The sequence below is a fragment of the Halorhabdus tiamatea SARL4B genome (genome assembly GCF_000470655.1).
Taxonomy (GTDB): domain Archaea; phylum Halobacteriota; class Halobacteria; order Halobacteriales; family Haloarculaceae; genus Halorhabdus; species Halorhabdus tiamatea.
Window position 1 is genome coordinate 1,019,351 of sequence record NC_021921.1, and the last position, 21,051, is coordinate 1,040,401.

General features: G+C 58.3%; 13 protein-coding genes and 5 pseudogenes. 4 read left to right on the forward strand and 14 right to left on the reverse strand.

Annotated elements, in window-relative coordinates:
* Nucleotides 1-318: 318 nt before the first annotated feature.
* Together HTIA_RS05170 and HTIA_RS05175 are read right to left on the reverse strand one after the other, a co-directional pair.
* Nucleotides 319-1,830, reverse strand: a complete 1,512-nt coding sequence (locus tag HTIA_RS05170) for an alpha-N-arabinofuranosidase (RefSeq protein ID WP_008526869.1) — start codon at nt 1,828-1,830, stop codon at nt 319-321.
* 112 nt (nt 1,831-1,942) lie between these two features.
* Entirely contained in the window at nt 1,943-3,667 is a 1,725-nt protein-coding gene (locus HTIA_RS05175; protein WP_008526868.1) for a glycoside hydrolase family 97 protein, read from the reverse strand.
* A gap of 137 nt (nt 3,668-3,804) precedes the next feature.
* Between HTIA_RS05175 and araA the strand changes: the two genes are divergently transcribed.
* Nucleotides 3,805-5,292: an L-arabinose isomerase gene (araA, locus tag HTIA_RS05180; protein ID WP_008526867.1), complete on the forward strand. Its 1,488-nt coding sequence runs from the start codon at nt 3,805-3,807 to the stop codon at nt 5,290-5,292.
* A gap of 819 nt (nt 5,293-6,111) precedes the next feature.
* On the opposite strand, the pseudogene HTIA_RS05185 reads toward araA, so the two are convergent.
* Nucleotides 6,112-6,609 (reverse strand): annotated as a pseudogene (locus tag HTIA_RS05185) (transposase); the annotation flags it as partial.
* A 101-nt stretch (nt 6,610-6,710) separates the two neighbouring features.
* A complete protein-coding gene (locus HTIA_RS05190) occupies nt 6,711-7,664 on the reverse strand; it encodes a carbohydrate kinase family protein (protein WP_008526863.1) in 954 nt (317 codons plus the stop codon).
* A 100-nt stretch (nt 7,665-7,764) separates the two neighbouring features.
* Between HTIA_RS05190 and HTIA_RS15730 the strand changes: the two are divergent.
* Nucleotides 7,765-8,077, forward strand: a pseudogene (locus tag HTIA_RS15730) (IS6 family transposase); the annotation flags it as partial.
* A gap of 1 nt (nt 8,078) precedes the next feature.
* On the opposite strand, the pseudogene HTIA_RS15735 reads toward HTIA_RS15730, so the two are convergent.
* Nucleotides 8,079-8,261 (reverse strand): annotated as a pseudogene (locus tag HTIA_RS15735) (IS4 family transposase); the annotation flags it as partial.
* 787 nt (nt 8,262-9,048) lie between these two features.
* Between HTIA_RS15735 and HTIA_RS15740 the strand changes: the two are divergent.
* Nucleotides 9,049-9,207, forward strand: coding sequence for an AGE family epimerase/isomerase (locus tag HTIA_RS15740; RefSeq protein WP_008526861.1), 159 nt, complete (start codon nt 9,049-9,051; stop codon nt 9,205-9,207).
* A 104-nt stretch (nt 9,208-9,311) separates the two neighbouring features.
* Nucleotides 9,312-9,458: an N-acylglucosamine 2-epimerase gene (locus HTIA_RS05195; protein ID WP_148290928.1), complete on the forward strand. Its 147-nt coding sequence runs from the start codon at nt 9,312-9,314 to the stop codon at nt 9,456-9,458.
* 164 nt (nt 9,459-9,622) lie between these two features.
* Here the strand turns inward: HTIA_RS05195 and HTIA_RS05200 are convergent, their stop codons facing one another.
* From HTIA_RS05200 to HTIA_RS05235, 9 genes and pseudogenes are all read right to left on the reverse strand, one after another.
* Complete coding sequence (locus tag HTIA_RS05200; RefSeq protein WP_008526859.1) at nt 9,623-9,931, reverse strand: hypothetical protein; 309 nt, start codon at nt 9,929-9,931, stop codon at nt 9,623-9,625.
* Between the two features lie 90 nt (nt 9,932-10,021).
* On the reverse strand, nt 10,022-12,226 hold the full coding sequence (locus HTIA_RS05205; protein ID WP_008526858.1) for an ABC transporter ATP-binding protein: 2,205 nt from the start codon (nt 12,224-12,226) through the stop codon (nt 10,022-10,024).
* 20 nt (nt 12,227-12,246) lie between these two features.
* Nucleotides 12,247-13,221 carry an ABC transporter permease gene (locus tag HTIA_RS05210; protein ID WP_198408537.1) on the reverse strand — a complete coding sequence of 325 codons (975 nt, stop codon included), beginning with the start codon at nt 13,219-13,221 and terminating at the stop codon, nt 12,247-12,249.
* Nucleotides 13,208-14,134, reverse strand: a complete 927-nt coding sequence (locus HTIA_RS05215; protein ID WP_008526856.1) for an ABC transporter permease — start codon at nt 14,132-14,134, stop codon at nt 13,208-13,210. Before HTIA_RS05215 ends, HTIA_RS05210 begins: the two co-directional genes overlap by 14 nt.
* A 645-nt stretch (nt 14,135-14,779) precedes the next feature.
* Nucleotides 14,780-15,038, reverse strand: a pseudogene (locus HTIA_RS17505) (IS5/IS1182 family transposase); the annotation flags it as partial.
* A 222-nt stretch (nt 15,039-15,260) separates the two neighbouring features.
* A complete protein-coding gene (locus HTIA_RS05220) occupies nt 15,261-16,433 on the reverse strand; it encodes an ISH3 family transposase (RefSeq protein WP_021029645.1) in 1,173 nt (390 codons plus the stop codon).
* A 77-nt stretch (nt 16,434-16,510) separates the two neighbouring features.
* Nucleotides 16,511-16,632, reverse strand: a pseudogene (locus HTIA_RS17400) (IS5/IS1182 family transposase); the annotation flags it as partial.
* Nucleotides 16,633-16,761: 129 nt separating this feature from the next.
* A complete protein-coding gene (locus HTIA_RS05225) occupies nt 16,762-18,102 on the reverse strand; it encodes an ISH6 family transposase (protein ID WP_008524214.1) in 1,341 nt (446 codons plus the stop codon).
* 663 nt (nt 18,103-18,765) lie between these two features.
* Entirely contained in the window at nt 18,766-20,694 is a 1,929-nt protein-coding gene (locus HTIA_RS05235) for an ABC transporter substrate-binding protein (RefSeq protein WP_021029729.1), read from the reverse strand.
* Nucleotides 20,695-21,051 lie beyond the last annotated feature (357 nt).

Below are 21,051 nucleotides of genomic sequence, written 5' to 3' on the forward strand. Positions count from 1 at the left end.
TTGCAACAGCCAGAAAGCCCCCGCGCTCTCAGCTGCCGCGACTCGCTGCGCTCCAGTGGGTGCTTGCGTCGTCGGGGGACGCTGAGAGCGCGGCCCCTTTCAGTCCCGCCCATGCCGGCTGACCAACCGGTCTCGGGTGGGACTGAAAGGGGCGAGTGGCTCCGGGACGACGGCCGAAGTAAGCACCGCAACGCAGTGAGGAGCGCAACGAGGCCCTCTATCGGAGCCACTCGGGGCTTTCTGGCTGTTCCCAACCGCGACTCGCGTAACTAAACACCAATTGAGATCGACGCTCCCGGCCGTCCCGAAAGCGTGTGGTCAGGCCTCGACGGTCAGCGCCACGACCGAACTCGCCGGGACCGAGACTTCGAAGATCCCGTCGCCGTTTTCGTCGACGTCGATCTCCCCGGGTGTGAACGCGTCGGCGTTGTCCTTTCGTGAATATTCATCGACCTCGGTGTCGGCGAACAGCACCGCGCTGTCGGCGACCGACGCGCTTGCCTCGTCAAGCGAGACAGTGACGTCCTCGCTGTCGAGGGCGCGGTTCGACAGGGTCACGTAGACCTCGTCGCCGTGGGCGGAGGCCGAGGCACTCACCAGCGGCACGTCGTAGGGTTCGTCCTCAACCTCGTGCGCGTCGGTGTCGACGACCGTGTCGAGGGCCGTCCCGCCGGCGTGGTTCTCGTAGAGATCGAACACCTGATAGGTCGGGGTCGCCCAGGCGTCCTCTTCGTCGGTCTGGACGAGACACTGCAGAACGTTGACCGTCTGGGCGATGTTCGCCATCGCGACGACGTCGGCCCGCTCGTGGAGGTCGTCGAAGACGCCGGCGGCGGAGATGGCGTCACGGACCGTGTTTTCCTGTTCGAGGCCGTTCGTGTTGGTCGCCTCGGGGTGCCAGACGCCCCACTCGTCGACGACGATACTGATGTCGGATTCGGGGGCGTAGACCGACAGCGCGTCGACCGCGTTGTCGACATCGCCACCGACTTTGCGAGATCGCGCGAGCAACCGGAAGTACTCCTCGTCGTCGAAGTCCGTGTCGCTGCCCGCCTCGTAGTAACGGTGGACGGACATGTGCTCCATCAGGTCGTAGGGGCCTTCGGTGAAACTCGCACACTCAGAGAGCGCGTCGAGGAACTTGCGGTTCCAGTCGTCGTGGATGTGCCCGACGGAGACGAGTTCGACGTCTTGCTCGCTCAGGAGGCCGTCGACGCTGCGGAGGTAGGTCGCGAAGCGCCGGAACTCCTCGGCGTATTGTTCCGGACTCAGCCGGCCGCCACACCCCCAGTTCTCGTTGCCGACGCCCCAGAATTTCACGTCGTGGGGCTCCTCGCTGCCGTTTTCCGCCCGGCGGTTCGCGAGTTCCGTGTCCCCGTCGTAGTTGCAGTACTCCAGCCAGTCGGCCGCCTCGCCGGGCGACCCGCTGCCGAGGTTGGCCGCGAGGTACGGTTCGGCGTCGAGCAGATCACAGACCCGCATGAACTCCTCCGTGCCGAACTCGTTGGGCTCTTCGGGGATGTCCGCGCGTCCCTGCGTCCAGAACGCGTTGCGTCGGGTCGGCCGCTCCTCGCGCGGGCCGATCCCGTCCTCCCAGTGGTAGTCGTCGGCGAAACAGCCACCGGGCCACCGCAGGACGGGCATTTCGAGGTTCGCAAGAAGGTCGATCGTGTCCATCCGAATCCCGTCGTCGGTCGGCACGCGGTCGTCCTCACCGACCCACAGTCCGCCGTAAATGCACCGCCCGAGGTGCTCGGCGAAGTGGCCATAGAGGTTCGGGTCGATCTCGGCGATCGGTTCGTGCTGTTGAACGTGAATCTCAGAGCCCATACGCAAGTGAGCGCCCAATTCGTATTTATAAATTGTGTTCGAAAGAAACCAGCCGGCCGGCGGATTCGGGGGCGGTGTGACCTGGAACTCGACGGCCTGTCACGGGCAGGCCTCAGAGTCTCGCGACGAACCCGCCGTGCTCGGCGACGGGGACCGACAGCGTCCCACCCGGAGAGACCTCACGCTCGAACGCTTCAAGGCCCGCGCCGTCCGCGGCATCGGTCGTGACGGTCGCCGTCGTCGAGCCGTCGAGGAAGTCGAGTTCGGGCAGGGACACCTCGACCGTCCGGGCGGGCCCGGCCGTGATCGACCCGACGAACCACGCCTCGCCGCGACGGCGCGCGATCGTCGCTTCGCTTCCGGGGTGACCACCCAGGAAAACGGTCTCGTCCCACGCGGCCGGGACGTCCGCGAGCACGTCCTCGGCGAGCGGGCGGTCGGCGTAGGTCTCGATGCTGTCGGCGAGGTGCTGGAGCCCCGACTCGTAGACGACCGACAGCGCGAGTTCGTGGCCCGCGGAGGTAAGTCGCCGGTCGGCCGAGAACGTCACCGGGGTGTAGTCCATCGGCCCCACGACGTTGCGGGTGAACGGCAGGATCGTGTTGTGCTCGGGCGTGTTCGTGTCCCACTTGTAGTACTCAGCACCGCGGACGCCCTCGTAGGTCAGAATGTTGGGATAGCGCCGACGGAGGCCCGTCGGGACGGCCGATCCGTGGAAGTTGACGGTGAGTTCGTACTCGGCGGCATCGGCGGCCAGATCAGTGTAGAACTGCATCCGCCCCTGGTCGTCGCTGTCCATGAAGTCGACCTTGATCCCGGCGACCCCCCACTCGCTCCACCGGGACAGTCGCTGTTCACGCTTGCTTTCGGTGTTCAGATCGATGAAATTCGCCCAGACTTCGATCCCGACGCCCCGTTCGTCGGCGTAGTCGACCAGATCCGGCAGCCACGCGTCGTCCCAGCCCGCGTCGACGAGGGCGTACTCCCAGCCGCGATCGGCGGCGTAGTCGACGTAGTCTTTCAGCGTCTCGAAATCGCGGACTTGCGACCCGCTGGACCACCACGACCACGCGACGCGGCCGGGCTCGACCCACTCGGGATCGAACGCCGGCCCCTCGATGAGGTCGGTCGGCAGCGTCGACTCGACGACGGTCGCCAGGTCGCCGACGATGGCGACCCGCCACGGCGAGGTGACCGTGTCGTGGCCCCAGACGTGGGAGGTCGGACTCGCTTCGGGGAACGCGATGTCGACGCCGACCGGGTGGTCGTCGGCAGGGGTGAGTCGCCCGGCCATCCAGGTGCCGTCGACGCCGGCCTCAGCGATGAGTGCCCAGGAATCCTCGACGCGGAACAGGCCGGGAAGGTTGTACTCGCCCTCGAGGGCGGTCACGGGCGACTGGCAGCTGTGACCCTCGTGGTTGGCCTGGTACTCCGAGACCCAGGCGACGGCCCCCGCCGGGAACCGGAAGCCGGACTCGTCGCCGGGCAGGAGATACTGGTCGTGGTCGCCCTCGATGTGATACCGGTAGGCGACGCCGTCGGTCGCGACCCGGACCTGGAAGTCGACGGTTCCGCCGTCGCCCGCGAAGGTCAGCGTCGTCTCGGTCGCCAGATGGTGCGGGCTCGATTCCTTCCCGTGGGAGAGTTCGTAGGTCTCGTCGATCTCGGCTTGGGACTGCTCGCGCAGAGCGAAGTCGTCCGGGAACTGGCCGTAGGGCGTTCGAATGCCATAGGGCGATGGATCGAGTACGCGAGTGTCGTCGTGTTCGAGCGAGATCGTCCCGTCAGGATCGATTTCGGCGGTGAGTTCGCCGGTCGGATCGGTGATCGTGACCATGCCCGCGGGGTTCACTCGACGGGATAATGAATCAGGGGGTGACGCCGGCGGACGAAGGGTGGGCAAGGCGGCACGGCCGCTTGCGTCCGCTCCCATCGATCGTTTTTTACTCGCGGTCGCCCGATCTATGACTATCTATGTCAGCCATCCCGCACGGCACGGACTTCGATGACCTGGAAGTGTGGTTCCTCACAGGCAGCCAGCACCTCTACGGCGAGGAAACGCTCGATCTCGTCGCGGAAGACGCCCGCGAGATCGCCACCGCACTCGACGACGTCCCGGAGATCCCGGTCAGCGTCGAATGCAAGTCTGTCCTGACGACGGCCGACGCCATCGAATCGGTCGTCAGAGAAGCCAACGCCAGCGAGAGCTGCATCGGTCTCGTCACCTGGATGCACACCTTCTCGCCGGCGAAGATGTGGATCCGCGGCCTGCAAGCGCTGGACGTCCCCCTCCTCCACCTCCACACCCAGTTCAACCGCGAGTTGCCCTACGACGAGATCGACATGGACTTTATGAACGCGAATCAGTCTGCCCACGGCGGCCGCGAGTTCGGCCACATCGTCTCGCGACTCGACATCGACCGCAAGGTCGTCGTCGGCCACTGGGAGGACGACGACGTCCGCGAACAACTCGACACCTGGGCGCGCGCCGCCGCCGCCCGCCACGAACTCCGGGGCGCGAAGATCGCCCGCTTCGGCGACAACATGCGCGACGTCGCCGTCACCGAGGGCGACAAAGTGTCCGCCCAGATGGCCTTCGGCGCGAGCGTCGACGGCTACGGCCTGGGCGACCTCGTCGAATTCGTCGAGGATGTCTCCGAGAGCCAGATCGACGATCTCCTCGGGGAGTACGAAGAAGAATACGAACTCGCAGCCGAACTCCAGGCCGACGGCGACCGACGCGACTCGCTCAGAGAGGCCGCCCGGATCGAACTCGGAATCAGGGGCTTCCTCGAAGACGGCGAGTTCGTCGGCTTCACCACCACCTTCGAGAACCTGACCGGCCTGTCCCAGCTCCCCGGTCTGGCGGTCCAGCGGCTGATGGCCGACGGCTACGGCTTCGGCCCGGAGGGCGACTGGAAGTCGGCGCTGTTGACCCGGGCGATGAAAGTCATGGGCCAGGGCCTCGAGGGTGGCACGTCGTTGATGGAACACTACACCTACGACCTCACCGTCGGCGACGAGAAGGTCCTCGGCTCACACATGCTTGAGATCTGTGAGTCCATCGCGGGCGAACAGCCCCGCCTCGAGATCCACCCCCTCGACATCGGCGGGAAAGCCGACCCCGTGCGGGCGGTCTTCGATGCGGATACTGGCCCGGCGATCAACGCCTCGCTCGTCGACATGGGCGATCGCTTCCGACTCATCACCAACGACGTCGAGTCGGTCGGGCCGGACGAACCGCTGCCCGAACTCCCCGTCGCCCGCGCCGTCTGGAAGCCTGAACCGGACTTCGAGACCGCCATCGAGGCGTGGATCAAAGCCGGCGGCGCGCATCATACCGGCTACAGCCAGGCCGTGACGAACGAGCACCTCGAAGACTTCGCGTCGATGACCGATATCGAGCACCTCCACGTCGGCGCGGACACCGATATCGTCGAGGTCGAGACGAAACTCTCGTAGACGGAGACACAACCGGCCACCGACATGACCGCGGACGATTCGGGACTGACCCGTCCGACAGAGCCTCAATTCCAGCAGTCGCTGACAGAGGACGAAAACTGAATTAATAGAAAACAGATACGAGTGCCAAATCATAAGATGTCAGATGAAAGTTCGAACCCGCGTCAGCAAACGTCGCAGAGATCAACCCCAGCACTCGACCAGTTTCAGTGAAGCCCTAGAATTAAGAAGCGTACAGGAGCGTTCGCGGCAACTACCGATGCCGTGAATGCCGGTATGCAGGACCGGCCTCGATGCTCGCGAATGCGAAGAAATCGGGCTCGAGATTCCTCATGTGCAGTTATTTGAGTCGAGAAGTCGTCGGTGACCGATCGACGATATCACGTTGTGCGGACTCTCGTGGATGCTCGATTACTATCGACTTCTGAAAGAGACGGTCACCACAACGTAAAGATCTGCTCCAAAATTATTCAGCAAAGACGTGCGAATCGTGCACCCATATCGGTACATCCCTGGATGGTACTTGAAACAATATATCAAATTTAGTAGATTCATAGATTTCCGAGTGGTAGTGGGACTGAACTCGATGGCTTCCAACCCTTCGGCCTCGTCGATGTAGCCATCAGCGATCCATTGGCCGTCGATCGAACCAAAATCACGCTATGTAATCGGTCAGCACCCCATACTTGATCTCACTCGGAAGAATCTCGATGATGAATGTGCCATCCTCCACCCTAATTTCGCAATGAACAACGAACACAGAGAGCTGAGATTGCGACCATAACTGGGTTTGATACTGGATACAACATTCGTCTTTAGCTAAGACTCACACCTCGGTTGTATAGCGGTAGCGAATGTCTCTTGGAGTATCGGTCGTTGCTGGTGGATTTTCTGAGTGTCCTCGATCAACCGCTCCAGCAACGGCGGTGTAGAGTAGCCGAGGTACTCACCGAGTTCGTGGAGGATGAGCTGGGCGTGCGACCGGAAGGTCGCCGCCCAGCGTTCCGGCGGAAACACGATCTCATCGTCGGCCTGCTCGGTGACCAGATCCAACAGCTCACGACTCACCAGTAGCGACAGCAACGCCGCGTACAGCAGAATTCTCACGACATCCGGGTCGCTTGTGTCAAACTCGTCCAACTCGTACTGTAACTTGAGTTCACGGAACAGCGTCTCTACTTCCCATCGACACCGATACAGCGTTGCTAAGTCTAACGGTAGGAACTCTTCTCTCGGTAGATTCGTGATATAGAGGTGGTAGTCGTCGGCGTCCTCATCGCGGACGCCGACGACGCGGAGCCGCTTCGTATCTATAGTAATCTCCAGAAGTGTTTGCTCATATCTTTCTGCGCAATCCCGAAAACCAATGGACAGCACCGAGTTCCATCAGTTGAAGTGACAAACACTTCCAGATTCTACTATAGCAACTCCTCAACCGCCTCACGAGTCGGCAAGGGTGCCATCGCTCCAGTGTCGGTCGTTGCCAACGCCCCGACAGCGTTACCGAATCTAATCGCTGCGTCGAAAGACTTCTCCTCCAGTAGTGCCGTGATGACGCCGGCGGTGAACGCGTCGCCAGCGCCGGTAGTCTCGACGACATCGACATCAAGGGTAGGTTGTTTGGTTTCGGCGGCCCCCCACGGCGGATCGGCAGTTGCCAGGCCGTACGTTTCGTCCCCGCCCTGCGTGAGGAAGACCGTATGCGGACCGTACGTCGTCAGTTCCTCAGCGACGGACTCGATGGATGCCCCTTCCGTCTTCCAGAGGATCGAAAGGTCCTCGCGATCGGTCTTGACCACGTCGGCGAGTTCAAGCGCCGACCGTAACGTCGGTTCGAGATCTGCGGGGTCGGGCCAGAGATCCTCGCGGGTGTTCGGATCGAACGAGACAGTACAGCCTGCCTCACCGGCCCGCTCGGCTAGGTCAAGCATCGCCGTCCGAGCGGGTTCCTCGCACAACATGACACCGCCGAAGTGGACCCATTCGAGGTTGGACAGTGTCTCGTCGGGGACCGTCCCGGATTCCATTGCCATTGTCGCCGTCCCTTCTTTGTAGAACACGAACGATTGATCGGCCGCAGGATCGTCACCGACGAGGGTATGCGCTGTCTTCCGAGTGCTGTCGAGTTCAAGGAATCGATCGGGTATGCCTTGGTCGGTCAATGCCTCTTTGAGATGCCGGCCGAAGGGGTCCGCGCCGAGTCGCGTCCAGAGGTACGGTGCGGCGCCGAGGCGCGTCATCGCGACCGCAAGATTCGCCGGTGCGCCACCGGCGCGTCGCTCGAACATTTCGACGTCATCGAGAGGTCCCTCGGTCGTCGGGAACATGTCTATGAGTGCCTCACCGGCGATGAGTGCATTTTCAGTTTCCATGCGTGGAATGAAGTCACAAGAGATACTTTATCTTTGTCTTTGAATCGAAGGCTGTGCTTAAATGAGGATGGAATAGAGAGGTGGTGTTTTCGAAGTGTCTATGGCCGAAAACGCACGCCTCAACGGTACTATCGACCAGATCAACGTACCGTTTGGGGAGCGCGGAGCGCCACCGCGATTTTCTGATGAAGGTCGGTATTCAACTGCATCTTGCTGGATTATCGCTTTCGAATACTGTTTCGATTCTTGATTTATTCGGTGTCCAACGCGCTCGTTCAACCGTGCACAACTGGGTTCACAAGGCCGATCTACAGCCCGAAACTGGACGAAGTCCGGATCACGTTGCAGCCGATGAAACCGTGATCCGGCCTGACGATGAGAAGCATTCGTCTTTAGTTAAGCCTCACACCTCGGTTATGTAGCGGTAGCGAGTGTCTCTTGTAAGATCGGTCGTTGTTGGTGGATCTTCTGTGCGTCTTCCATCAACCGCTCTAACAGCGGCGGTGGCGAGTAGCCGAGCTACTCGCCGAGTTCCTGAAGGATGAGCTGGGCGTGGGACTGGAAGGTCGACGCTCAGCGTTCCGGCGGAAACCCGATCGGTGTCGATTACGAGTAATGGGTTACTACGCTGCCGGTCGGACAATGACTAGAACAGCGACTGAGCACGACAACGATCGGGTCCAACCTATTCTTTTACGCAAGGTTGACCAGATGGATCCAGTAGAGCTAAGAACTGTCCCGAGCCATGTGACAGACGATATGGCATGGTGACCGTAGCGAGGAAGGCTTAGACCCTGACGACTGTCCAGACAAGAGTTCCTTCCGCGTTGGGGAGTCGGTCGTGGACTCGGCACAGCTACGGACACTTTTGGATCCGAGACATTGTAAAATTCAAAGGCATATAAACGTTTCCCTTTAGTAATAAGCTCAGCTTTGAATATTGAAGTGGGAGAGTAATGTAGGCGGTAGCAAAAACGGATGATGCCGATCACGGACTTCTTGTCGTGTACATGCGTGGTCGGTGAGTTCGAATCGCTGTCACCGGCAATGAACCGGCGTGGCGGCTCCTCCTCGCTGGCGATCTCGACCACCGCCTCAGCAAGTTTGGTTGGGTCCTGCGGCTGCCCGCCGCCCTGATCTTTCTACCACTCAATTTGCTCTGCTCGGCGGTCAGCATAGTCGTCGATCGAGGGTCGGTAATCGGCATCGAGTCTTCAGAGGCGAGGGTGATGCGGAACATTCCGGGATCGACGACGGTTGTGTCGATATCGAAAGGCGCAATTTCGTCGTGTATTGCGTCTACTCACCCTCCGAGACCGAGCTTGGAGGCGGCGTAGGCTGAACTGAACGCGAACCAGACAGACCCGCACCCGCCGAAATCAATATGACGTGTCCAGAGTACCACGACACGTACTGGTTGGTCGACCGTGCGCAACACTTCTTCGATGCCGCCGTGGAAAACGGCTGGGACGACGAATTTGGCGGGTTCGTGTACAATTTCGACCGTGACGGAGCAGTGATCGCCGACGACAAGTACTACTGAAAACTCGCTGAAAGATTAGCTGCAGCCGCTCGTCTCGCAGAGACGACGGGCAATGAAACCTACTGGGAGTGTACGACCGGATCTGGACCTACGCGTGGAACAACATGGTGAATCAGAAGTACGGAAACTGGCACTTCAAGCTCACCCGCGATAACGATGTTCCCGACGACATCGACTCAACACCCGAGGTCAAAATTGGCTACCATCCGCTGGGGGCCTGCTACGACGTACTGCAAACTGTAGAGCAGTGACAGCTTCAGATTCGGACAGTGGCTCCCTTCACCGATTCGAGACAGTGCAAAGAAACCATTCTGCTATTCCGTATCTTCGCTGTCTGGTGCAGCCAGGTCTGTCGGGATTCGTCGTCTCCGCGATCAGAATAATCGACGACAGTGAACTCAGACGCCGAACGCCGTCACCGGATTCGCGATTCCTTGTACACGAGGACGGCCCAGATGATCCCGATGACGACCAAGACAAACCCCAGAATGATGCCGACGGCCATGAAAATGCCCGAGATCTCGTGCAACAGTTGCGTCTCCGGTGTCATCGGTCCCGCCCACACGTCGAGTCCGTAGCCGATGACGAAGTGGACAAGAGCGAACGCGATGACATACAGCACCCACGTGTACGTTTCGAGAAAGCGCTTCACCTTCCCGACTGTGTCACGGTCAGCCGATTGTTTCTCGATCGCGGTCGACGACTGGCCAAGTTCTCGAGGCATAGTTACTCGCCTCCGGTGGGTTCGCGGATCTGTCTGTCTGGACTAGGCGTCAACGCCACATCTTTGCAGCGGCAATTTACTGCGTGCCGTTCAATCATCGTTGAACACCTCCTGATCGGGTTCAATGTCTTCGAGGGGGTCGCTGTTCCAGTATTCGTGGGTTTCGTCCGTGCGGAAACACGCAACACCGTGGTCCGCGCTCTCGTCAATGTCCGGTACTTCTTCCGTACAGACTTCGCGGGCCTTTGGACACCGGGTGTGGAACGGACAGCCGCTCGGCGGGTCAATCGGGTCCGGAATGTCGATCTCGCGAATCGGCGGTTCCTCGGCGGGTTCTTGGTCGGGATCGATGTTCGTCGTCGACCACTTTAGGATCTTCGTATAGGGATGCTGTGAGTTCTGGATCATCTCTTCGGCAGGACCGATTTCGACGATTTTCCCGAGGTACATCACCCCAATGCGACCGCCGACCGTGCCGGCGAGATACCGGGCGTTCGAGAGGTTGTGACTGATAAAGAGGTACGAGGTGTTGAACAGATCCTGGAGCTCCAGCATGAGATCCATCATCTCGACACGGAGTGAGACGTCCAGAGCTGACACGGCTTCATCAGCAAGTATCATATCCGGATTCATAAATAGCGCACGAACAAGCGCGACCCGCTGTTTCTCACCGCCACTTAGCTGGTGTGGATAGCGTTCGGCGTAGTCTTCCGGCGGCGTCAGTCCGACGTATTCGAGCATCCCGTAAATCCTGGCGTGTCGATCCTTGTAACTGAGCTCGGATTGGGCCTGTTTAAGTGGGGTCTCCAGGATCTTCATGACAGTTCGGTTCGGATTGAGTGACTCTCCCGGGTCCTGGTGAATGATCTGGAGCGACTTTCGAATCTCGTTCCAAGACACGTCGTCGCGGTTGCCGTCTCGGACCTCCCAAATGTCGTCGTCTCGATACTTGACGCTGCCACCAGTGGGCCGCTGCACCCCGATCGCAGTTTTCCCCAGTGTGGTTTTCCCGCATCCCGATTCACCCACAAGGGCGACGACATCGTTCTCGTAGATGTCGAGATTTACTCCGTCGACCGCTTTCACTATACCCGGAGTGTCAAACAGGTTCGAAAGCCCTTGATTCTCTTCAAAGTGAACGCTGAGATCCTGCAGTGAGATAACTGGTTGTTCCGATTGCATTCCATAGACGCGTTCGCGAGTGCCGCTTTGATCTTCATCGTACGCAAGATGGATCTCGTCACGTGCTTCGTCGATGTGGAAGCACGCGGCGTCGTGATCGTTCTCGACCTGTACGAACTCCGGATGTTCTGCCCGGCACTCCTCGTCAGCGAACGGACAGCGCGGGTGGTATGAACATCCCGATGGTAAGTTGACAGGATCGGGACTCGATCCCGCGATGGTCGTCATCTCATCGAGTGGAGTGTCGAGATTCGGCACAGAATTCAGCAGTTCACGCGTGTACGGGTGCGCGGGATTTTTAATTACCTCTCGAGTCGGCCCCACCTCGACAAACTCGAACGCATAGAGGACGCCAAGACGATCCGCGAGTCCAGCGACAAGCGGTAGATCGTGTGTAATGAATGCCACAGTAAGGTCATATGTCTCCTGTAAATCCGAAATAAGACTCAAGATCGACCGCTGCATCAGCAAGTCGAGCGCAGCAGTCGGCTCGTCCATCACGATTACTTCGGGTTCGAGGACGAGACTCAGTGCGAGAAGCGCACGCTGTTGCATCCCGCCGCTTAGCTCGTGGGGATACGACTCCATCACGCGCTCGGGATCGAGATAGAGATCCGAGAGGAGTTGTCGTGCGTGTTCCATACCCGATTGCACGTCGTACTGGTGAGCGCGGAGCGTCTCCTCGAAGTGCGCGCAAATCTTCTGTACCGGATTGAACGAGCTCATCGCACCCTGGAACACCATCGAGATTTCTTTCCACCGGTAGCGTTTCAACTCCTCTGGCGTCGCATTCGCGAGGTTGATCGATTCTCCCGACTGCGGGTGATAGTGGACCTCACCGGAGAGCCGTCCCGGATCAACGACAGCGTTGAGGAGTGCCGACGCGAACATCGACTTGCCACTGCCGCTCTCACCGACGACGCCCAGCACCTCGTTGCGCTCGACGTCGATGGAGACGTCGTTGAGGACGCGAGACTCGCCACGTGCCATGTCGAAAGACACTCTCACATCCCGGGCTTCGAGAATAGGGTCGGTCACTGATCCCGCCGTATTCGTCACTTGCCGGTCCTGTTCGGTCAGCGTCTGGTCGGATTGGATTCCGTTTTTACTCATTTGTTTTCCTCCATTGTCGTCTATTCGTATTCTTCCGGAGTCTCTGCACGGACGCGGACATTCACGACTCGATCGAGTCCTTGGGCTAGCATGATGAGCCCCCAGGAGAACAGAACAATCGTTGCGAGCGGGAATGCGATCGTGTAGAATATTCGTGGCGTCGTGACTGCCCCGGACTCGTATGCGAGATTGAGCATGACGCCCCAGTTGACAGTCGTGTAGGGCAACACGCCCAGAAAGTAAAGCGCGACCGCATTGAAGATGACCGCTCGTCCCGCCATTACCAGATTGACGAGGATGAGTGGCAGCAGTTGCGGCACGATGTCCGTCGCGAGAATTTTGCTTGTCGGGACACCCATGATTCGCGACGCTTCGACGTACGAGTCTTCACGGATCGTGAGCACTTGCGACCGAAGGGCTCGTGCTCCGCCGGCCCACGCGTTGATCGACACCAGAATTCCGACGATGAAGGCCCGCTGTGGTTCGAAAATAGAAGAGATGACGATAATGAGTGGAAGCGCCGGAAGCATCATAGCAATGTCAGTTATCGTCGTCATGACGCTGTCGACGCGTCCCCCCTTGTACCCGGCGGTAACTCCGACAATTGTCCCGACTCCCGTCGCGAAGATTGCACCACCTACCACCATCTCTAGCATCGTCGGGGTGGCGTGGACGAGCATCGCGAAGATACCCTGTCCGTACTGGGTTGTCCCGAAAGGATAGGTGAGAGACTGGAACGGTTCGACCCACTTGACACCGACAGTCATCGTCGGTTCCGGGTAGACCCGAACGCCGACAGTCCCCAGGAGCACGAAGATACCGAGGACGAAGAGTCCGGTCTTGAACCGCCAGTCTTCCCAAGCTACCCTGAATGTATCGAAGCGTTTAGCGAACCACGTTCCAAGCCGATCGGAAGCCGTGACTTCCTCCTCGGACACCTCTGTGAGAGGAATTTCCGGCGTACCGCCGTCAGCCCGGGTCTCAGTAGGCTTCACTGGCATCACCTCCAGCACTGGCGCGAGGGTCAACTAAGCCGTAAGTTAGGTCCGCGACAGTGACCGCTATCACAATCGCAAGCGAGATGATCATGAACCCTGCCATCATTAGTGGATAGTCTGGTATGTCGATAGAAGCGAAGAAATAGTACCCAACTCCGGGATACTGGAATATTGTCTCGAGGATCACCGAACCACCTAAGACGCCGGCAATCTGAATGACGAATCCAGTATAGATCGGAAGGATGGCGTTGTGAGCGACGTACCGTAGCGCGATCCGATGGGTCGGGAGCATCCGGAGCCGAGCGACCCGGATGTAGTCTTCGCCAAGAACCCGAATACTGTTTCCACGCATCTGGAGCGTCCGCCCGCCAAACCCCACAAGAACGACGGATAGAATTGGAAGGAGAGCATGCTTAAGCAGACTGACGACGTACGGGAGATTGAAACCGGGCGTCTTATCGATGGCCACAGCGCCGTTAGCTGGAAGCCAACCTAACTTCGTGGTGAAAATCGCAATCAGAACGATCGCCATGATATAGTACGGGACTGAATTCGACACGATTGAAATAGTACTCGAAATAAAATCGAAACGTGTTCCCTGTTCGTAGGCGATTAGCGCCCCGAGCGTTACCGAGATGAGAAACGAGATGAAAAGCGCCGAGCCCATGATGAAAAGCGTCCACGGAATAGCTTCCGCGTAGATGTCTGCTACTGGTCGCCCGTAATAGACGGATTCCCCTAAATTCCCGTTGAGGATCTGTGCCATATAGTCGATATACTGTTGCCACACCGGTTTGTCCGGCTTTATGCTAATGTATGTCTGGACCATCGCATTGATCTGATCCTGGGTGGCTCCAGGATTGTTTTGCCGGACCTGTGCCCGAATGTAATCTACCGGCCCCCCTGGCATCAGTCGGGAGAGGCCGAAAGTTATCGTAATGACTGCGAAGAACGTGAATCCGGAACGTGAAATTCGTTTTATAAAATAGTTCATTTTTTATAGCCCTCTGTTGGATGACCTTGCGGATTTCCCCGCATGACCATCTGTCGATACTCGAACCACATAAATATTGTGGTTTATCATGAAAGCATTTTGAAAATATATTTTATTGATAATACGGGTCGGAAGCGGGATCACAGCGTTCTGGTGAGCCTCCGGAGATTGTTGAGGGCGAACAGGAGGACGATCTCAGGTAACTACCGGTACCAGAACCGTGAACGCAGGTCGGAGTCGTGCATTCGCTTGACCCTCGAATGGGAGGTTTCTGCGATCCATCGCTACGTAGTCTTTTGTCCGAATGCGAGCGTTATTGGCAGTTGCCTCTGCTGTTGAACCGTGGTAGTGAACAAGATAGTTGATGTCCAGTGCAGCGATCTCGTATTCGGTGTGCCAGTCTTGAAAAGCCGTTGTGGGCGGCCACGGCCTGCAGACCGCAGCATTCCGGCGGACAAACCTCGGCCTCCGTATTGTGGTCACATTCGATACAGCAGTGGACATCCAGCACCCCCAACGACTCTGTATCGGTCAGCGTTATCGCCTTGACCATTTTGACTAGCCACGACGCCGGCGGTAGTACTGCGAGGCTTTGTTGCATCGAACGTGCTGTCCATTGCGACGTGGCCAGTCTGGGGGTGTTGCTGCGCGGAGATGCGCAGCAACACCCGCCACACCCACATATTCAGCCGGTCGAGCGATTTGTAGAGCGTGGTGAAGTCAGGCAGATCGTCTCGACCCAAGCCGAGGACGTCACGAACTCCGGTATGTACTTCATCCGATTCGGCGTTTCTCGGTAGCTGTGGCCGTCTTCGAGGCGAAGATAGTCGTTACTTCCCGAACGAGTCGAGAGGGGCCTGTCTGAACGGCGCGAAACAGTCACTTTCTGTATGATTTGACTGTCAGTTTCGGCTGCTCCCGCGGTGTAGATCGAGACGGTTCCGATCCACCGCTCCAAACAGACGATGGCAACCAAATCTCGACGGTGTCTGCCGACAGCTGTCGCTCACCGCCAAACGGGCAGGCCGTGGGCTGACCCCGGTCAGCCCGCGGCCGCTGCCTGTGATGCCGGCACGCCAACCTCATTCGCTTTGATCTTCCACTGCCGGCGTAACTCCTCTTCCAGCTCGTGCCGAATCCAGTCACGGAACGTCTTGAACGTGAACTCTTCGGGCAGGTCGCGCCCGCCCCGTCGCGGGCGGGCGACGACCGCCCACCTGAGAACGAGCCACAGGTTCTCCAACAATGCTGCGACCAACATGATCGCAAACCGCACGACGGGATCACGCGTCGTCGTGATCCCGCGTGCTTGCCGGAGCAACCGATAGGTCGTTTCGATGCCTGAGCGTTTCCTGTAGAGGCGTTCGACCTGTTTGGCCGAGCGATCAGTCACGCCGCAGGCGACGTAGCCACGAACAACTTCGCCGTGCTTGCCTCGGTCACCGTTCTGATAGGAGACGGCGACCGCGAGCGGGAAGCGCAGTTCCCGCTCGCTGTCCTTGTACATGCGATAGGTCGTCATGTACGACTTGTGGACGTCGAGTTTGTCCTTCATGCGTTCGCCCTTCTTTGGAACATGGACGACCGTTGCGGCGATATCACGTGCACGGCGGATGACGCGTTCGTTGTAGAAGCCGCTGTCAGCAAGTAGCAGGTCAATCTCGAAGGGGTGATTCTCGACGCGGGCGAGCACGCGCTCGACCGCGTCGGCCTCATCTTCGTCGCTGCGGACGTACGTCATCGCCAGCGTCACCGGCTTCTCGTTGGAGACGACGTACGCCGTGCAATAGCGGTGGCAGGTAGTCGTCCCGTCCTTTGGAGCCATCGAACAGAGTTCGCCGTCGTCGGCGTAGTGCTCGCCGTGGTAGGGATTGTCGATGAAGTCGATGGAGACGATTCTCGACCGGTCAGGGTCGAGAATCGTCATAGCGAGCTGTCCGAGTAGACGGTTAGCGACGAACTCAAGCCAGTGCCGGTCAAGGGTATGGAGCCATGTGAAGACAGTGTCGTCACACGGTGTTCCGTTGGTGTCGTTGCAGGTTTCCCAAATCGATGTCTGATTGACGCAAGCCAAGATGACGACAAGCCAGATGTCGCCGGGGTCGAGGGGGCTCCCCTCGACACCCGGCAACGGGAGTGGAGCAACGACTTCTTCCGCTACGTCTTTGACATCTGCCGCCGAAAGGTACCCGTCTGGATCTGGTATGCTGAACACATCCCGATCCAGACATTTTCTCGTGGTCAATTCGCCGATTCAATTCAGCTGATTACGTCGGTTGGGAAGTACCGATAGTGCAGCACGACGTGTTTCCAGCGGGCGAACCCGCCGCTGGCGGGCTCGCCCGCGTGCTTCTCCAACCTTGTTTGACTCAGTGCCGACACTGTTGCACGAAGTCGAGGAGATCGACTTCCATCGGTCAGAGGGGATTTCCTCGTCTCCGCTTGCTAATCCGTGATATCCGTCGATTAGATCGCTATTCAACACACCAGATTGTGCCTGTTTCGAGGCGGGATACAATATGTTGGTCGTGTCGCAAAGCGGTCTAGAGTTTGCCTCTGGTACTCTCAATTGAGAGGTCACAGCTCATTGCTGTTTTGGTCGATCGCTGGAGCAGTTCATCAAGGAACGCCTGGTAGTGCTCTGGATCAGCGTACTTCACCAGCCGAAGCTGGAGTATCGCCTCTAATCCCTCCGTTGTCCAGCGCATCCACTGGTTCTTGCATCGCTTGCTGACTTCGCCCATCAGCCGTTCGACGGGGTTCGAGGTCCACGGCACCTCGAACCCCTCGACAGCCTGCTCGGCAAACGTCACGATCGACGGCACCCACCGCCGAAGATACCCCGCAGCCTTCTCTGACCCGTACTGATCCAACTGCCACGCTGTCTTCTCGATACGCTCGGTCGTTCGCGCGATCCGCTCGCGGATCGCCGCGAACTCCTCTTCCGGCCGGTGCTTGGCGACCGAATTCTTCAGATGGAACACCTCGTCGATCACCTCCGAGACGATCTCGTTTCGTCGATCCAAGGAGAACACGCCGTCGTCCCAGAGGTTGTAGTCCAGTGTTCGGCCGACGTGGACGAGATCAAGTTGGTGATTGCGATTTTCGTCGGTAAAGGCCGTGACCATACCCTCCTCAGCGTCACTGACGACCGTCGCGTCGTCAGTGACTGCGTCGATGTCGTCGAGGTCGGCGGCTGTCTCGTCCCAGTCAGCGTTGACCGAGAGATCCAGCAGGGAGCGGGACTCCTCGGCAGTATCTTTGCCGAGCGTGGCTTGGACGGAGTGGTACGAGCGGTCGTCGTCTTGACTGTGACACTTCGTGGCGTCAGGAATAACCGCATCAGCGTCTGTGTCAGCGACACAGTCTGGAAGGAACTGTTTGAGCTTGCTGCCGTATTCTCTGGCGCGGCGGTTGATCGTGGTCGGCGACGGCATCTCCGAGAGGATGCCGTCGCCGTGGTCAGCGGCGTCACGATAGCTGAGCGAGGTAGCGAGATCGACGCTCTTGGCCGCAATGTCCTGCTGATAACGGTTTTCTCCGTCGAAGCTAAGAACATCTTCGACGGGGCGGAAGTAGCTGGGTTCGTCGTGGTCAGCGGCGGTATCTTCGACGTAGTGAAGGTCGAATTCGTGCTCACCGGCGGTTGTGACGGCCGTGCGGGTATCGGTACCGGCGCGTTGGTAGCGCTGGTCACCGTTGCCGTGGGCGTGTTTTTCACCACAGAGCGCCTCGACGCGAGCCGCGTCGAGGCTCTCGACGAGTCCTTCGAGAAGAACTGATTCGATGTTCTGATCGGTGATGAACTCGGCAAGCGTGGCCAGCGGTATCGTTTTGTCGTCGTCGATGCTAACGGTCAACCGCACGTCGATTGTGGCGTGCATGGGGCACCTCTCGGAGTGGACACCAGAGGCGTCCCCTTCCTCAGGGGAGTCAGTTACTGAACTCTAGAGGACTTTGCGACACGACCAATATGTTACAACTTCTCTCGCCGATAATTAGAGGATCGACGAGTGTAGCTGATTGGTGTCGTTTCGATACTGGTTGTACGCTCTGGCTAGCTAGTTCCTTTGAAGACACTACTGCTTCGAGTCGCCCTCAGATTTACTGTTTGATCGTTTTCGCCGACTACGACACGTCCACAGGATGAGAGAGACGAAAACGAGTAGCACCCCGAAGATTGCGAGATCGAACTGCATTACGACCCACGCCCCGGTACCCGGCTCGAGCGCCGGCATCGTGATGAGAGCGACGACGACTAGTGTGAATGTGAATATAAAAAGGAACAGGAACGTGCGCTCTGCACTACAGACTGTTTTCCAGAACCGCTCTCGGAACGGTAATGCCATGCAAAAACCTCACCAGGCTTCCACATAAATGGTGCGATTCGTTCACAGGTCAGTATCAGCTACCATGCTCCGGGGGACGTGAGAGTACGACGTTGATTTGGCGGCCGGTAGACTGTCTGCGGCTAGAAATACGTCGTTCGGCATATGTAATTTAGTACGGGCGTGTACCCAAAATACCGAATCGATTGGCTATCGTTCCTACCGTGGCTGGGGCTCACCGTTGCGCGTCGGCCAGAAGCTCACGCTTTTCGTCTTCATCATGTCGCTATCTTCCGATGGCCACTTCCAGTTTTTCTCACTCCAGAACATCGACGGGCGATACATCAACCAGGGGCCCCAGTACGCGTCCATCCAGTTCCAAGCCCACGTGAGTTGCTGGATCAGCGGACGCTTTTCTTCCTCCGACTGCGCCGTTCCTAGCGTCTCGATCTTCGCGTTAATGTCGAACGATTCGAGTCGACCGTTCTGCTCGCCGATCGGGGGGAGCTTGATGACGAGCCCTTCCGTCTTCTCTTCTTCCCACTCGGCTTCAGAGGGAACCCCGTTTAAGTACGCCGACTTTGGCGCATTGGCCACAAGCATCTGCTGGAGGCCGAAATAGGGGATCGGCGTCGCTTGAGCGCCCCACCAATGCGTGATATCGTAATTGTTTTCGGGAATGGTCTTGCCAAACCAGACGGAGTTCTCTTCAACGACAGGCTGGGCAGCGATACCGAACTGCTTGAGAATTGTCGCGAGCGTCTGCGTGCGGTTTTTGTGGAATGTCGCCCCTTTGATCGTGAGTTCCCACCGGTCGCCGTTGGGCTTGTACCATTGTCCGTTCTTCCGGGTGAACCCTTCTTCACTGAGCAATTCTGCGGCTCGCTCCGTGCCGCCGTCGTGCCACATGAACTGATCTTTCACGTCGCCGAGCCACTTGTCGATGAGTTCCGGTCCACCGATCCCGACGTTCGGCTCCACCTTCGGTTTCATCTCGGGTGCATACGCGAGATTCTGAAGAAGAAGATCGTGGTTCGCGCTGAAGACGTTCGAAAGCGCCCACCGGACCTTCTGGTTGTCGAGCGGGGAGTTCCGACAGTTGAAAACAAATACCCCGCCATCGTGTCCCGACTCGGGGAACGAATTGTAATGGTCCGGGAGAGATTGTAGCTGGTCTTTCGTCATAGCAGCGTTGGTCGTCGCGTCGAGCCGCTCGTTTTTCATCGCCCTGATCTTTTGCTGTGGCGAGTCGACCGGCAACCCGTCGACGTAGTCATACGGGATATCAATAGCGTCGATGAGCGGACTACTATAATCCTCGTATTTCTCGAGTACAATCTTCGACGTACTCGCGGCGGAGTATTTTCCGAACGGACCAAGTCCAAGTCCGAGATCGTTTGCCTCGTGTACGGCAATCTGGTAATTAGAGAGTTTCTGGCGTGCCTTGTTTTCCTCTTCGTCGGTCGTCGATTCCTTGATGTCTGTCAGATACTCTCCAAAGACGTCTTTTTTGAAGTTCACCGCATGGTAGCCCTGGAATTGGAACAGACCATTCTTGAGAATCTTCGGGTCGACTCTTTTGTCGATCGTCAATTCGACCGTGTAATCGTCGACCGCCTGGACGCCGGACAGGAAGTCCCAGTACGCCCAGTTGTCGATACGTTCCATTTCGAGCTGAGCGACGAGATCTTCCGAAGTAAGGTCCGTTCCGTCCGTCCAGGTGTACTCGTCGGACATTTCCAGCGTGATTTTCTCGCCGCTTTTGATGGGGTCGGGGAACGTCCAATTGGTGAGGACCTGGGGATGATAGTTGCCACCGTAGTCCCGCATGGTCAGCCCTTCCCAGATCTGGGACCCGATTCTGCCGCCAATGTAATCTTTCCCGTACGGATTCCAGTTGCCCTGGTCCGGCCGGGAACCTCCCATCATGATCCTGAAATGCTGATCTGTCCGACTCTTTTCATCTCCCCCATTTTCAGTCTGGGTTGTGTTCTCGTCAGAGGTTCCACCACCGCCTGTAGTGGTGGTTCCCTTCTCACCCATACAACCGGCAAGACCTGCGATGCCAACCATCCCTACTCCTTTCAGGATGCGACGACGGTACGGGTTCTGTAGATCGTCGGCTGTCTTTTTGGTCTGATCGACCATGATTTTTCGTTCCCACCACTACTATATAAATCCTTTGCAAATACTATATGTTAATTGTGTAGAAAAATAATAAAGAGGTTGGGCGATCGGTGCGACACCCGTTTTCGAAACGGGCGGTAAATCGTTCGAATTATTCCCAGTGGTGACATCTGATAGGCGTCACCAAAACATGGCCGGTTGACTCCCCTGCTCGTAGGGATTTGTCTTCGGCAACCACTGCGATGGACGTGACGAGTCTCAGGAGCAGCGACGGATCGGTAACTGGCTCAGCTGGCCCTCACTGGGTAACGGACATCGTGACGATTGCCAGTCAATTCGTGTGAGTCGGCGTCGCGTTCGACATCATACGTCAGGATC